This window comes from Mycobacterium sp. 852002-10029_SCH5224772 (assembly GCF_001667315.1).
Classification (GTDB): Bacteria; Actinomycetota; Actinomycetes; order Mycobacteriales; family Mycobacteriaceae; genus Mycobacterium.
Genome location: NZ_LZHT01000134.1, coordinates 136,582 through 150,862, shown reverse-complemented (window position 1 = coordinate 150,862; position 14,281 = coordinate 136,582). Strand labels below are relative to the sequence as shown.

11 protein-coding genes and 1 pseudogene are annotated in these 14,281 nt (G+C 70.7%); all 12 read right to left on the bottom strand.

Features of this window, described 5'->3' with window-relative positions:
* Positions 1-133: 133 nt before the first annotated feature.
* Entirely contained in the window at positions 134-1,195 is a 1,062-nt protein-coding gene (locus A5775_RS23510; protein ID WP_067257965.1) for a type III polyketide synthase, read from the bottom strand.
* Between the two features lie 111 nt (positions 1,196-1,306).
* Entirely contained in the window at positions 1,307-2,737 is a 1,431-nt protein-coding gene (argH, locus tag A5775_RS23505) for an argininosuccinate lyase (protein ID WP_067257962.1), read from the bottom strand.
* 19 nt (positions 2,738-2,756) lie between these two features.
* On the bottom strand, positions 2,757-3,953 hold the full coding sequence (locus tag A5775_RS23500) for an argininosuccinate synthase (RefSeq protein ID WP_067257959.1): 1,197 nt from the start codon (positions 3,951-3,953) through the stop codon (positions 2,757-2,759).
* Between the two features lie 49 nt (positions 3,954-4,002).
* Positions 4,003-4,497, bottom strand: coding sequence for an arginine repressor (locus A5775_RS23495; protein ID WP_067257956.1), 495 nt, complete (start codon positions 4,495-4,497; stop codon positions 4,003-4,005).
* Entirely contained in the window at positions 4,494-5,420 is a 927-nt protein-coding gene (gene argF, locus A5775_RS23490) for an ornithine carbamoyltransferase (RefSeq protein ID WP_067257952.1), read from the bottom strand. Before argF ends, A5775_RS23495 begins: the two co-directional genes overlap by 4 nt.
* Positions 5,413-6,618 carry an acetylornithine transaminase gene (locus A5775_RS23485; protein ID WP_369827905.1) on the bottom strand — a complete coding sequence of 402 codons (1,206 nt, stop codon included), beginning with the start codon at positions 6,616-6,618 and terminating at the stop codon, positions 5,413-5,415. Before A5775_RS23485 ends, argF begins: the two co-directional genes overlap by 8 nt.
* Entirely contained in the window at positions 6,609-7,496 is an 888-nt protein-coding gene (gene argB, locus A5775_RS23480; RefSeq protein ID WP_067257949.1) for an acetylglutamate kinase, read from the bottom strand. The genes A5775_RS23485 and argB overlap by 10 nt, the downstream gene beginning before the upstream one ends.
* Positions 7,493-8,701, bottom strand: coding sequence for a bifunctional glutamate N-acetyltransferase/amino-acid acetyltransferase ArgJ (argJ, locus tag A5775_RS23475; RefSeq protein WP_067257947.1), 1,209 nt, complete (start codon positions 8,699-8,701; stop codon positions 7,493-7,495). The genes argB and argJ overlap by 4 nt, the downstream gene beginning before the upstream one ends.
* Positions 8,698-9,757, bottom strand: a pseudogene (argC, locus tag A5775_RS23470) (N-acetyl-gamma-glutamyl-phosphate reductase). The gene argJ and the pseudogene argC overlap by 4 nt, the downstream one beginning before the upstream one ends.
* Positions 9,758-9,788: 31 nt before the next feature.
* Entirely contained in the window at positions 9,789-12,275 is a 2,487-nt protein-coding gene (pheT, locus tag A5775_RS23465) for a phenylalanine--tRNA ligase subunit beta (protein WP_067257940.1), read from the bottom strand.
* Positions 12,275-13,318 (bottom strand): phenylalanine--tRNA ligase subunit alpha, encoded by a 1,044-nt coding sequence (gene pheS / locus A5775_RS23460; protein WP_067257936.1) that lies wholly within the window; start codon positions 13,316-13,318, stop codon positions 12,275-12,277. Before pheS ends, pheT begins: the two co-directional genes overlap by 1 nt.
* 139 nt (positions 13,319-13,457) lie before the next feature.
* Positions 13,458-14,276, bottom strand: coding sequence for a rhomboid-like protein (locus A5775_RS23455; RefSeq protein WP_067257932.1), 819 nt, complete (start codon positions 14,274-14,276; stop codon positions 13,458-13,460).
* Between the last annotated feature and the right edge of the window lie 5 nt (positions 14,277-14,281).

The window sequence follows — 14,281 nt, the reverse complement described above, 5'->3', positions numbered from 1 at the left end:
CGGCCTTTCGTGTCACTCACAGCGCTACTTCCGGCGGTGGGTCGGTTCCGCGTCGAGTTGGGCCCACCGCCACAAACTCGACACCGCCCCAACAGGGCGCCTTAGAGCAGGAACGGAAGTACACGAGCGACCATCAGTGCCAACGCAACAACACCAGTTCGGAACAGAATCCCGGCCCCATCGCGAGCATCAGGCCGGGGCTTCCACTCGGCGGCGGCTTGGCCATGGTGTCACGCAGCACGTGCAACACCGACGCCGACGAGAGGTTGCCGATCTCGCCGAGTGAACGCCAGGTGAGTTCCAGGGCCTCCGGCGGCAGGCTGAGCGCCGCGGTGATCGCCTCGATGACCTTGGGGCCGCCGGGGTGGCTGACGAACGCGCCGATGTCGGCCGCGGTCAAGCCGTGCGCCCCCAAGAACTGGGTGACGTCGTCCTCGATGTATTGCTCGACGACGGCGGCAACGTCCTTCGACAGCACCAGCTCGAAGCCTCCGGCTCGCACGTCGAAGCCCATGGTGCGCAACGAATCGGGGTACAGATGGCTGCGCGAATCGAGGACGCTGGGGCCGCTGGCGGCAAGGTGTTCGGCGCGCCGGTCGCCCACGGCCACCACCGCCGCCGCGCCGTCGGCGAACAGGGCGCTGCCGACCATGCCGGCCAGCGACGGCGTGTATCCGGGATAGGTCAGCGAGCACAGCTCGACCGAGATGAGGGCGGCGACGGCGTCGGGTGCGCCGCGCAGGTAATCGTTCGCGCGGGCCACACCGGCGGCCCCGGCCACGCAGCCGAGGCCGAACAGCGGCACCCGTCGCACGTCGTCGCGCAGACCCAGGCGCGCGGCGATCCGGGCATCCACCGACGGCACCGCCAGCCCGGTGACGGTCGTCGTGATGAGCACGTCGACGTCCTGCGGCCGCAGTCCCGCCTCGTCGAGCGCGCCGGACAGTGCCTCGCAGCCGAGATTGACGGCGTGCTCGGTGAAGATCCGGTTCGCCATGCCGAAGTCGGTCAGCGTGGGGTATTGCTCGATCGGCAGCACCAGGTGACGGCTGTCGACTTTGGCGCTGGCGTGCAGCTGCCGGACGATGTCCTCGTAGTCCTTGAACTCGGGAATGCTGACGAAGAAGTCGGTGAGCTCGCGCTGCGAATACCGGTGCGGCGGCAACGCACCGAAGACGCCGGCGACGACGCTCATTGCTTTCCCACCCCTTGATCACGGGGATCCGGCCCGCAAGGTTCATCCGGATCGCTCTGAGCCCGCAGTCTAGTCGGCATGGCAGCGGCGGGCAGCGGAACCGAGCTCATCTCAACGGCTCCCCCGCGTCCGGTCCCGGAGCTGGTCTTTGAGCCGTCCGGCGCTGGCCAGGACGTTTTCGATCTGCTCGGCGACCCGGACGGGCGCGGTGCCGCCCCACGCATCCCGCGAGGCCACCGAGCCCTCGATCGTCAAAACCTCACGAACCTGCGGCGTCAGGTCACCACTGATGGCGGCCAGCTCGTCGTCGGTCAGCTCGTCGAGGCCGACACCGCGCTGCTCGGCGGCGCGCACGGCGGCGCCGGCGGCCTCGTGCGCGGAGCGGAAGGGCACCCCCTGGCGCACCAGCCATTCGGCGATGTCGGTGGCCAGCGTGTACCCGGCCGGCGCGAGCGCGGCCATCCGGTCGACGTCGAACGTCAGGCTGCCCACCAGGCCCGCCATCGCCGGTAGCACCAGCTCCAGCTGGGCCACCGAATCGAACACCGGTTCCTTGTCTTCCTGCAGGTCACGGTTGTAAGCGAGTGGCTGGGCCTTCAGCGTGGCCAGCAGGCCGGCCAGGTTTCCGATCAGCCGCCCGGACTTGCCGCGGGCCAGCTCCGCGATGTCCGGGTTCTTTTTCTGCGGCATGATCGAGCTGCCGGTGGACCACGAGTCGTGCAGGGTGACGTAGCCGAATTCCGTCGAGCTCCACAGGATGACGTCCTCGGCCAGCCGGGACAGGTCGACGCCGATCATGGCGAAGACGAACGCCGCCTCCGCCGCGAAATCCCGCGATGCGGTCGCGTCGATGGAGTTGTCGGCGGCGGCCGCGAAGCCCAGGTCCGTGGCGATCGCGTCCGGGTCCAGTCCCAGCGACGACCCGGCCAGCGCGCCGGAGCCGTACGGGGAGATCGCCGCCCGCTTGTCGAAGTCGGCGATGCGGTCGACGTCGCGCAGCAGCGGGTGGGCGTGCGCGAGCAGGTGGTGGGCCAGCAGCACCGGCTGGGCGGACTGCAGGTGGGTCTTGCCGGGCATGATGGCGTCCGGGTGGGCGGCGGCCTGGGCGGCCAGCGCGCCGACGACATCCAGCGCCCCGGCCGCGACGCGGCGCACCGCGTCGCGCAGCCACATCCGGAACAGGGTCGCCACCTGGTCGTTGCGGGACCGGCCGGCCCGCAGCCGCCCGCCCAGGTCCGGGCCGACCCGGTCGATCAGGCCGCGCTCCAGCGCCGCGTGCACGTCCTCGTCGGTGACCAGCGGCGAGAAGCTGCCGTCGGCGACGTCGGTGGCGAGCTGGTCCAGGCCGGCCAGCAGCCCGTCGCGCTGCTCCTCGGTCAGCAGCCCGGCCCGGAACAGGATCACCGTGTGTGCCCGCGAGGCGACGATGTCGTAGGGGGCCAGCACCCAGTCGAAGTGGGTGGACTTGCTCAGCGCGGCCAGCGCCTCGGACGGGCCGTCCGCGAACCGCCCGCCCCACAGCGACCCCTCGCGAGTGCTCACGTGCGACCCTCCGCGCCCGTCACTGCTGATCCCGCCGGGACGCGATCTTCGACGACAGCCCGTGCACGTAGACGAAACCCTTGGCGGCCGACTGATCGAAGCTGTCGCCCTCGTCGTAGGTGGCCAGGTTGAAGTCGTACAGGGACTCGGCGCTGCGCCGCCCGTTGACCGCAATGTGGCCGCCGTGCAACACCATGCGGACCTCACCCGTCACGTGCTCCTGGGTCTTGGCCACGAAGGTCTCCAGCGCGTCCTTGAGCGGCGAGTACCACAGCCCGTCGTACACCAGCTCGGCCCACCGCTGGTCGGTGTGCCGCTTGAAGCGGCCCAGCTCGCGCTCGAGGGTGACGTGCTCGAGCTCGGTGTGCGCGGTGATCAGCACCATGGCGCCGGGCGCCTCGTAGATCTCGCGGCTCTTGATGCCCACCAGCCGGTCCTCGACGACGTCGAGGCGGCCGACGCCCTGGGCGCCGGCGCGGGTGTTGAGCTCCTCGATGGCCTGCAGCATCGACACCGGTTTGCCGTCGATGGTCACCGGCACCCCGCGCTCGAATCCGACGATCACCTCGTCGGGGGTGCTCCAGTTCAGCGTGGGATCTTCGGTGTAGGCGTAGACGTCCTTGGTGGGGGCGTTCCAAAGGTGTTCCAGGAAACCGGTTTCCACCGCGCGACCCCACACGTTCTGGTCGATGGAGAACGGCGAGCGTTTGGTCACGTTGATCGGGATGTCGTTTTCTTCGGCGAACGCGATCGCCTTCTCCCGCGTCCAGGCGTAATCACGGACGGGTGCCAACACCTCGAGATCGGGTGCCAGCGAACCGAATCCGACCTCGAACCGGACCTGGTCGTTGCCCTTGCCGGTGCACCCGTGCGCGACGATGCTGCCGCCGTGCTGGCGGGCGGCCTCCACCAGGTGCTTGACGATCAACGGCCGGCTGATCGCCGACACCAACGGGTACCGATCCATATACAGGGCGTTGGACAGGACCGTGGGAAGGCAATAGCCCTCGGCGAATTCGTCGCGGGCGTCGACGACCACGGCCTCCACCGCCCCGCAGTCCAGGGCGCGCTGGCGGATGACCTCCATGTCTTCGCCGCCCTGGCCGAGGTCGATCGCCACCGCTACGACCTCGCGGCCGGTCTCCTTGCCGATCCAGCTGATGGCCACCGAGGTGTCCAGACCGCCGGAATACGCCAGGATGACGCGTTCTGACATGAACCAATCTCCTTCAGGTTGAAGCGCTTACGTGAGTCTTACGTGAGTTTTAGGTGAGTCTTTCCAAGGTGCTGGCCAGCTCGGCGCCGGTCATCGGCTCTCGGGCGGCCACGAAGACAGTGTCATCGCCGGCGATGGTGCCGACGACGTACGGTAGCGCCGCGCGATCGATCGCGCTGGCCAAATAGTTGGCGCCGCCGGGCGGGGTGCGCAGCACCGCGAGATTCGCGCTGGCGTCGGCCGAGACGAGCAGCTCGCTGAGCAACCGGGACAGCCGCGCGGTCCCGCCCGATACGCCGCGCACCGGACTGCCGTCCTCGGGAACGATGTAGACGCCGACGCCGCCGTCGGCCCCGCGCAGCTTCACCGCACCCAGCTCCTCCAGGTCCCGCGACAGCGTGGCCTGGGTGACCTCGATGCCCTCGGCGGCCAGCCGGGCCGCCAGTTCGCTCTGGCTGCTGATCGACGCCGACGACAGGATCGCGACGATGCGGTCTTGCCGGCCGGCCCGGGTGGTCTCGGGTGTGGTCTTCGAGCGGGTCATGAGCGCCGCTCCAGCAGCCACACCAGCAGCGCCTTCTGGGCGTGCAACCGGTTTTCGGCCTCGTCCCAGACCACGCTGGCCGGCCCGTCCATCACCTCGTCGGTGATCTCGTCACCGCGATGGGCCGGAAGGCAGTGCAGCACAATGGCTTCCGGATCTGCCAGCCCCAGCAGGTCGGCGTTGATCTGGTACGGCCGGAACGGTTTGACGCGGTCCAGGCCGTCGTCCTCCTGCCCCATCGACGTCCAGGTGTCGGTGACCAGCACGTCGGCGCCCCGCGCGGCCGCCCGGGCGTCGGCGGTGACGGTGACCGAGGCGCCGGTGTCGTCGGCGCGTCGCCGGGCCGCGGCCACGAACGCCGGGTCGGGGGCGAAACCGTCCGGGCCGGCGATCGTCACGTGGATTCCGGCGGTGACCCCGCCCAGCATCAGGGAGTGGGCCATGTTGTTGGCGCCGTCGCCGAGGTAGGACATCCGCAGGCCGTGCAGCGACCCCTTGCATTCGGCGATGGTCTGCAGATCGGCGAGCACCTGGCAGGGGTGGAACTCGTCGGAGAGCGCGTTGACCACCGGGACGGTCGCCGCCCCGGCCATCGCCTCGAGGCGCTCCTGCCCGAACGTGCGCCAAACGATCGCCTCGACATAGCGGGACAGCACCCGCGCAGTGTCCTCCAGGGTCTCGTCGCGCCCCAGCTGGGTGCTGCGGGCGTCGACGACGACGGCGTGCCCGCCGAGCTGGGCGATGCCCATCTCGAACGAGAAGCGGGTGCGGGTGGAGTTCTTGTCGAACAGGACCGCGACCCCGCGCGGGCCCTCCAGTGGGCGGGCGCGCAGCGGGTCCTTCTTCAGCTCGGCCGCCAGCTGCAGCACCTCGGCCTGTTCGGTGGGCGACAGGTCGTCGTCGCGCAGGAAGTGTTTAGGCATCTGCGCCTCCAGCCTTGTCGAGAATGCCCGGCAGCGCGGTGACGAAGCCGTCGAGCTGGTCTTCGGTGATGATCAGCGGCGGCGCCAGCCGGATGACGTCGGGCGTGGCGGCATTCACCAGGAACCCGGCCTCGCGCGCGGCCGCCTCGGCGTCCTTGGCCCGCGGCACGGTGAGCACCACCCCGCACAGCAGGCCGCGCCCGCGCACGTGGTCGACCAACGGGTGGGCGAGCCCCTCGATGCCGTGCCGCAACGACTTGCCCAGCACCTCGGCGTGGCGGACCAGGTTCTCGGCCGCCAGGATCCGCAACACCGCCAGCGCCGCCGCGGTGCAGACCGGGTTGCCGCCGAAGGTGCTGCCGTGCAGGCCGGGAGTCATCAGCTCGGCGGCCCGCCCGACGGCCAGGCAGGCCCCGATGGGCAGGCCGCCGCCCAGCCCCTTGGCCAGCGTCACCACATCGGGGGTGATGCCGTCGTGCTGGTGGGCGAAAAACGTTCCGGTGCGGCCCATCCCGGTTTGCACCTCGTCGAGCACCAGCAGCGCGCCGTGGCGCGCCGTGACATCGCGCGCGGCGGCCAGATATCCCTCGGGCGGCACGACGACGCCGCTCTCCCCCATGATCGGTTCCAAAAATACCGCCGCGGTGTCGTCGTCGACCGCCGCGGCCAGCGCCACGACGTCGCCATACGGCACGTAGCTGACGTCCCCGGGCAGCGGGGCGAACGGCGCCCGCTTGGCCGGCTGGCCGGTCAGCGCCAGCGAGCCCATCGTCCGGCCGTGGAAAGCGTCTTGTGCGGCAACCAGTTTCGTGCGGCCGGTCAGCCGGGACAGCTTGAACGCCACCTCGTTGGCCTCAGTGCCGGAGTTGCAGAAGAACACCCGCGCCGGCGTTTCCTCAGGCGCGCCCAGCAATGCGACCAGTTCTTCGGCGAGCGCGATGCCGGGTTCGGTGGCATACAGGTTGGACGTGTGACCCAGCGTCGCGATCTGGTGGGTGACGGCCTCGATGATCGCGGGGTGGCGGTGACCCAGGATGTTGACCGCGATGCCGCCGAGCAGGTCGAGGTAGCTCTGTCCGTCGACGTCGGTGACCACGGCGCCGTCGCCACTGGCCAGTGCCATCGCGGGGGTGCCGTAGTTGTTCATCATCACGGCTTCCCAGCGCTGCCGCATGGTGGCGGTGTTCGTCACGTCGATACCACCTTGGTGCCGGTGCCCGCGTCGGTGAAAAGCTCGACCAGCACGCAGTGTTCGACCCGACCGTCGATGACGTGCGCGCTGGGCACCCCGGCGGTGACGGCCCGCAAACACGCTTCAACCTTGGGAATCATGCCCGCCTCCAGCGTCGGTAGCAGTTGCGACAGTGTGGCCGTATCGATTTCGCTGACCAGCGAATCACGGTTGGGCCAACTCGTGTACAGGCCTTCGACATCGGTGAGCATCAACAGCTTCTCGGCGTGCAGCGCTTCGGCCAGCGCCGCCGCGGCGGTGTCGGCGTTGATGTTGTGCACCACACCCTCGACGTCCGGCGCCAGCGTCGACACCACCGGAATACGCCGTGCGGCAATAAGATCCAGCACCGCGGCGGTGTTGACCCGGTCGACGTCTCCCACCAGGCCGATGTCGGTGGCCACGCCGTCGACGGTGACGCTGCGCCGCACGGCGGTGAACAGTTGGGCGTCCTCGCCGGTGATGCCGACCGCGTACGGTCCGTGCGCGTTGATCAAGTTGACCAGTTCGCGGCCCACCTGACCGAACAACACCATCCGCGCCACGTCGAGCACTTCCGGTGTGGTGACCCGGAATCCGCCCTTGAAGTCACCCTGGATGCCGAGCCGGCGCAGCATCGCGCTGATCTGCGGGCCGCCGCCGTGCACGACGACGGGATGAACACCGCAGTTGCGTAGGAACGCCATGTCGGCGGCGAAGGCATGCCGCAGCGTGTCGTCGGTCATGGCGTTGCCGCCGTACTTGATGACGACGATCTTGCCGTGCAGCTGCTTGAGCCAGGGCAGGGCTTCGGCGAGCACCTCCGCCTTGACCGCGGTCGGCAGCGCTTCGGTCGAGGAGCTCATGAGCTGTAGGCCGAATTCTCTTCGACGTAGCCGTGGGACAGGTCGGTGGTCCGGATGGTGGCCCGCCCCTCGCCGAGCCGCAGGTCGACGGTGATGTCGATATCCGCCCCCGAGAGGTCGACCTCGCGCGCACCCGGCACGGGAACCCCGTCGGCGAACACCGCGGAACCGTTGAACGACACCGTGATCCGATCGGGATCCAGGGCGACCGGCGCGATGCCGACGGCGGCGAGCACCCGGCCCCAGTTGGGGTCCGAACCGAACACCGCCGTCTTGACCAGGCTGTCGCGGGCGATGGTCCGCGCGGCGACCAGGGCGTCGTCCTCGGAGGCGGCGCCGGTGACGGTGACGTCGACGCGCTTGGTCACGCCCTCGGCGTCGGCCTGCAGCTGAGCGCACAGGTCGTCACAGACGCGCAGCACGGCGTCGTCGAGATCGGCCTGGTCCGGCATGATCCCGCTGGCCCCCGAGGCCAACAGCAGCACGGTGTCGTTGGTCGAACACGCGCCGTCGATGTCGAGCCGGTCGAAGGTGCGGGCGGCGGCCTGGCGCAGTGCGGAATCCAGCGCCGCCGCGTCGGCGGCCGCGTCGGTGGTGAGCACGCACAGCATCGTCGCCAGCGACGGCGCGAGCATGCCCGCGCCTTTGGCCATCCCGCCGACGGTCCAGCTGCCGGGGTGGTGCAGCGCAACCTGTTTGGGCACGGTGTCGGTGGTCATGATCGCCTGGGCCGCGTCGTCGCCGCCGGACAGGCCGCCGGCCATGTCCTGCACGATCGCGCGCACCCCGGCGAGCACCTTGTCCATCGGCAGCCGGTCACCGATCAGCCCGGTGGAGCACACCGCGACCTCGATGGCCCCGGTCTCGGTTCCCCAGTCCGACAAGGCCGCCGCGACGGCCTCGGCCGTGGCGTGGGTGTCCTGAAACCCGCCCGGTCCGGTGCAGGCGTTGGCACCGCCGGAGTTGAGGATGACCGCGCGCAGCGCGCCGGTGGTCAGCACCTGCTGGGACCACAGCACCGGCGCGGCCTTGACCCTGTTGCGGGTGAACACCCCGGCGGCCGCGTAGTCGGGGCCTTCGTTGAACACCAGGGCCAGGTCGCGATTCCCCGAGGCCTTGATGCCGGCGGCGATGCCGGCCGCCCGGAACCCGGCCGGCGCGGTGACGCCCTGTTCGCGCACCAGCCGCGCCTGGGTGCGCGTCATGGCGCCACCCCGATCACCGAAAGGCCTTCCGTCTCAGGCCAGCCCAGCGCCAGGTTCATCGACTGCACGGCGGCCCCGGCCGTGCCCTTGACCAGGTTGTCGATCGCGGCGATCGCCACGAAGGTCTGGGCCGCCTCGTCCACCGCGACGGCGATGTGCGCCGAATTGCTGCCGATCACCGCGCCGGTGCGAGGCAGCTGCCCCTCGGGCATCAGGTAGATGAAAGGTTCTGCGTCGTAAGCCTTTTCGTAGGCCTCCCGAAGTTGCGGCAATGGCACACGGGTGCGGGCGGTGCAGGTGGCCAGGATGCCGCGTGACGTCGGGATCAGCACCGGGGTGAACGACACCGTGACGTCGCGACCGGTGACGGCGCCGAGGCCCTGGGCGATCTCGGGGGTGTGCCGGTGCGCCCCGGCGATGTTGTAGGCCCGCGCCGATCCGATGACCTCGGCGCCCAGCAGGTCGGTCTTGGCGGCCCGCCCGGCCCCGGAGGTACCGCTGACCGCGACCACGGTGACAGCCGGCTCGATGAGGTCTGAGGCCACCGCGGGCAGCAACGCCAGCAGCGCCGCGGTCGGGTAACACCCCGGGACCGCGATGCGGCGGGCACCGCGCAGCCGCTCGCGCGCGCCGGGAAGCTCCGGCAGCCCGTAGGGCCAACTGCCGGCGTGCGCGGAGCCGTAGAACCGCTCCCACGCGGCGGCGTCGGTGAGCCGGAAGTCCGCACCGCAGTCGATGATCAGGGTGTCGGGGCCGAGCTGCTGCGCCAGCGCGGCCGAATGACCGTGCGGCAAGCCCAGGAACACCACGTCGTGGCCGGCGAGCGCGGCGGGCTCGGTCGGCTCGACGACGCGCTGGGCCAGCGGCGTCAGGTGCGGGTGATGCTCGGCGAGCGTGCTGCCGGCGCTGGCCGCGGCGGTCAGCGCGCCGATCGCGAGGCGCCCGTCGGCGTAGGCCGGGTGCCCGAGCAGCAGGCGGAGGATTTCACCGCCCGCATAGCCGCTGGCACCGGCAACCGCCACCTTCATCACGTCGGCCATTCCGACGATTTTGCATGGTTATGCAGTACTTTGCAAATCCATTCTAATCAGGCGCGGAGCTCGGCGCCGACCGTCTCGGCGGCCCGGCGCACCGCGGCGTCGCGAGCCGCGGTGGCGTCGTCCTCGGTCAGCGTGCGATCCGGCGCCCGGAACCGCAGCGCGAAGGTCAGCGATTTGCGGTCCTCGCCGATCTGCGGGCCGGTGAAAACGTCGAACAACTGCAGGTCTTCCAGCAGCTCCCCCGCGCCGGCACGCACGGCGTCCGCGACCGCGGCGGCCGGTACGTCCGCGGGCACCACGAGGCTGACGTCCTGGAAGACGGCCGGGAATGGCGACACCCGGGGCGCGGGCAGCGCCGCGACGAGGGGCATCGCGTCGAGGTTGAGTTCGAGGGCGCAGGTGCCCGTGGGCAGGCCGGAGCGCTCGGTCACGGCGGGATGCAGCTGGCCCGCGTGCCCCACCGTCGTGTCGCCGACCAGCACCTCGGCGCACCGGCCCGGATGCCACGGCAGCTGCTGCGCCGCCCGCAATCGCACGTCGATTCCGGCGGCGCGGGCGATGATGCGCACCGCCTCGAACGCGTCGGCGGCTTCGACCCGGCGGCCCGGCCCCCAGGGGCCGCGGCGTTCCCGGAGGCCGGTCAGCACCGCGGCGACATGCTGCGGTTGCCGGGGCAACGACGCGTCGAGCGCGGCGATCTCGCTGTCGGTCGGCCGCCGGTCGACGGGGATCAACGTCACGCCGCGGGTCTCGGCTGTCGGGTGCACCACCTGCGCCAGGGCATAGAGCGAGACGTCGACCAGGCCGCGGGACACGTTGCGCACCAAGGCTTCCAGCAACGCCGGCAGCAGCGTGGTGGCCAACTGCGGGCGGTCGGCCTCCAGCGGGTTGAGCACGTTGGTCGTGCTGCGGCGCGGATCGTCGGCCGCCAAGCCCCACAGGTCGAATACCCCCGCGGGCAGAAACGGCGTCGGCAAAATCTCGACGTAACCGGACTGGGCCAGTGACGTGCCGACGGCGCGGCGGCGTCGTTGCACGGCGGACAGGCCCCGCCCGGCCGGCGCCGACGGCAGCACCGATCCGATGACCTCCAGCCCTTCGAGGCGCAGCACCTCCTCGACGAGGTCGGCGGGCTGCACGAGGTCGGGCCGCCAGCTGGGTGGGGTCACCGTCAACGTGTCGCCGTTTTCGGTGACGGCAGCACCGATTTGGGACAGCCGCTTGGCGGCCGTGCCCGGGGCGTAGGTCACCCCGGCGATGCGGCCGGGCAGGTCGGCGGCGATGTCGATCGGCGAGCCGGCCCAGTCGTCACGCGGCGGATCGCCCCGCCAATCCGTCAGCGTCTCGGACACCGCCCCACCGGCGATCTCGGCGAGCAGTGTGGCGCACCGGTCCAGCGCGGCCACGGAAATGGCCGGATCCACCCCACGTTCGTAGCGGCGGGCGGCCTCGCTGGGCAGGTGCAACCTGCGCTGGGTGCGCGAGACGGCGGCGGGATCCCAGACCGCGGCCTCGAGCAGCACGTCGGTGGAATCGGCGCGCACCTCGGTGCTCGCCGCGCCCATCACGCCGCCGATCGCCGTGGTCGCCGTGTCGTCGACGATCAGGACGTCGGCCGGTTCGAGTTTGCGCTCGATGTCATCGAGCGTGACGACGGTCTCGCCGGGCCGGGCGCATCGCACGGCGAAACCGCCGGTGATGCGGTTGCGGTCGTGGGCGTGCATGGGGTGACCGAGTTCGAGCATCACGTAGTTCGTCACATCGACCGCCGGTGACGTCGCGCGGATGCCGGAGAGCAGCAGCCGGCGCTGCAGCCACCACGGCGACACGGCGGCGGGGTCGATGCCCATGACCGGGCGCAGCGCGAACCGCCGCACGCCGGTGTCGGGCTGCACCGTCAGCGGCCAGGCCTCTCCGGACGCCGGTAACGGCTCGACCTTCGCCGGGTCGACGAAGTCCAGATCGTAGGCGCAGGCGATCTCGCGGGCCAGGCCCCGCAACGACAGGCCGTAACCGCGGTCGGGCGTGATCGCCAGGTGAAAGACGACGTCGTCCAGGCCCAGCACCGCGGCGCCGTCGGCGCCCGGGTCGGCGGTGCCCGGCGGCAGCACCAGGATCCCGGAATGGTCGGCGCCCAAACCGAGTTCGGCTGCCGAGCAGATCATTCCGTCCGAAGTGCGGCCGTAGGTCTTGCGCGCGGCGATGGCGAACCCGCCCGGTAGCGTGGCGCCCGGCAGCGCCACCACCACAAGATCACCGGCCGCGAAATTAGTCGCACCGCAGACAATCTCGCGGTCGTTGCCGTCGCCGATGTCGACGTGGCAGAACCGGATCGGCTTCTTGAAATCGGTGAGTTCCTCGATGTCGGTGACGCGGCCGACGGTCAGCGGGCCGTCGACCGGGCCGAGGGGGATCACCTCTTCGACCTCGTGACCGATGCGCACCAGCGTCTGCTCCAGCTCGGCGGGCGCCACATCCCAGTCCGGCGCGCCGGCGTTCACGACCTCGCGCAGCCAGCTGTACGGAACGCGCATCAGGCACCCACCCCGAACGGCAGCGAGAAGCGAACGTCGCCCTCGACCATGTCGCGCATGTCCGGAATCCCGTTGCGGAACTGCAGCGTTCGTTCCAGGCCCATGCCGAATGCGAAGCCGGAATATTCCTCGGGGTCAATCCCCGCCGCCCGCAACACGTTTGGGTGCACCATCCCACAGCCGCCCCACTCCACCCAGCCGGGGCCACCCTTCTTGCCGACGAACCACACGTCGACTTCCGCGGAGGGCTCGGTGAACGGAAAGAAGTGCGGCCGGATGCGGGTCCGGGCCTCGGGGCCGAACTGGGCGCGCGCGAACGCATCCAGCGTTCCCCGCAGATGCGCCATGGACAGGCCGCGGTCCACCGCCAGGCCCTCGACCTGGTGGAAGACCGGCGTGTGGGTGGCGTCGAGTTCGTCGGTGCGGAACGTGCGGCCGATCGAGACGACGTACACGGGCAACTCGCGCGCCAGCAGCGTGCGCACCTGCACCGGCGAGGTGTGGGTGCGCAGCAGCTGACGGGAGTCCTCCGGCGCGATGTAGAAGGTGTCCTGCTCGCTGCGCGCGGGGTGGTCGGCGGGGAAGTTGAGCGCGTCGAAGTTGAACTGCTCGGTCTCGACCTCCGGGCCGTCGGCCAATTCCCAACCCATCGCGATGAAGGTGTCGGCGATGTGTTCGGCCAGGATCGTGATCGGGTGCCGCGCGCCGATCGGCTGCCGCGTCGACGGCAGCGTGACGTCGATGCGCTCGGCGACGAGCACCGCGGCGTCGCGTTCGGCGCGTAAGGCCGCCAGGCGTTCGTCGTACCCCTGCTGGGCCTCGCCGCGTGCGGCGTTGACCCGCTTACCGGCGTCGGCGCGCTCGTCTTTGGGAACGCTTCGGAGGGCCTGGCGCGCCAGGGCCAGCGGTGCGCGGTCACCGAGGTGCTCGGTCTTGGCGCGGGCCAGTGCGTCGAGGTCGTCGGCCCGGGTGAACGCCTGCCGGGCGGCGGTGACCGCCTCGGTCAACGCTTCGGGCGACAGGTCGACGGGTTGATCACCCACGCGGCGACATTCTCCTTGCTGACGAGGCTGTTAGGGCTGCCCGCATCGATGGTGCTTTCCGCGCGGCACGGGTCGAATGCTGATCATAGTGATTCGCTGCGCGGCGCCCGGCGGGCGCTGGGCAGTTGCCCGGCGGCGCTCAGCCGGCGACGGCCGGCGCGGGACCGGGCAATGTGTCGTCGCCGTCCAGCGGCGCGACCGGGAGGCCCCGGCCGGTGACGAACTTCGCCACCGTGTAGGCGACCAGGGCGCCGAGGAGGCCGAACACCGGTGTCGCCGCCATGGTTCCCCAGTGGTGGGCCAGCATCAGGAAGCCGAAGCCCGAGGAGGCCGCCAGCATCAGGTAGCGGGCCGGCGTCCAGTGGATCGGCTGCCGGAAGCGCGCCGACACCAGGACGCCCAGGATCACGGCGACGGTATGACCGGCGTCGGTGAAGTCGCCGCCCACGATCGCCGAAGCGATGCCCGCCGCCACCCACCAGCCGACCCAGGCGGCCCGCCAGCGCGAGGGGATCACCGCCGTCATCGCGCCGAGCACCGCCAGCGCGCCGTAGCTCATCCCGACATCGCTGGCCCGGGTGATCGACACCGGCAGCCAGCCGAACTTGACGGCCCCGGCCAGGGCGGCGGCCACCAGCAGCGTCGCGCCGATGTGGCCGACGAGGAACGCCACCACCAGCCGGATGGTGCGCAAATGCAGCTCGGCCAGCGCCAGCAGGCAGGTCAGGAAGGGCAGCCAGAAGTAGAGCGGGCCGGCGTCGACGACCAGCGCGCTGCCCAGCAGCGTGCCCAGGTGCCCGTGGGACAGGTTGTGCACGTTGGTGCTGGCACGCGCGACGATGATGTCATGCGCGTCCGGACCGAGCACCAGGATGGCGCAGCTGATGGCAAGCAGCAGCGCCGCATACCCCACGGTGAATTGGACCCGGGCCAGCCGGGACACGATGCCCCCTATCATTGGCA

Coding starts and splice junctions, on each gene's coding strand:
- A5775_RS23510 (WP_067257965.1), bottom strand. CDS start 1,195: ATGAGCGTCGTCGCCGGCGTCTTCGGTGCGTTGCCGCCGCACCGGTAT.
- A5775_RS23500 (WP_067257959.1), bottom strand. CDS start 3,953: ATGTCAGAACGCGTCATCCTGGCGTATTCCGGCGGTCTGGACACCTCG.
- A5775_RS23495 (WP_067257956.1), bottom strand. CDS start 4,497: ATGACCCGCTCGAAGACCACACCCGAGACCACCCGGGCCGGCCGGCAA.
- argF (WP_067257952.1), bottom strand. CDS start 5,420: ATGCCTAAACACTTCCTGCGCGACGACGACCTGTCGCCCACCGAACAG.
- argB (WP_067257949.1), bottom strand. CDS start 7,496: ATGAGCTCCTCGACCGAAGCGCTGCCGACCGCGGTCAAGGCGGAGGTG.
- argJ (WP_067257947.1), bottom strand. CDS start 8,701: ATGACGCGCACCCAGGCGCGGCTGGTGCGCGAACAGGGCGTCACCGCG.
- pheT (WP_067257940.1), bottom strand. CDS start 12,275: ATGCGCGTTCCGTACAGCTGGCTGCGCGAGGTCGTGAACGCCGGCGCG.
- A5775_RS23455 (WP_067257932.1), bottom strand. CDS start 14,276: ATGATAGGGGGCATCGTGTCCCGGCTGGCCCGGGTCCAATTCACCGTG.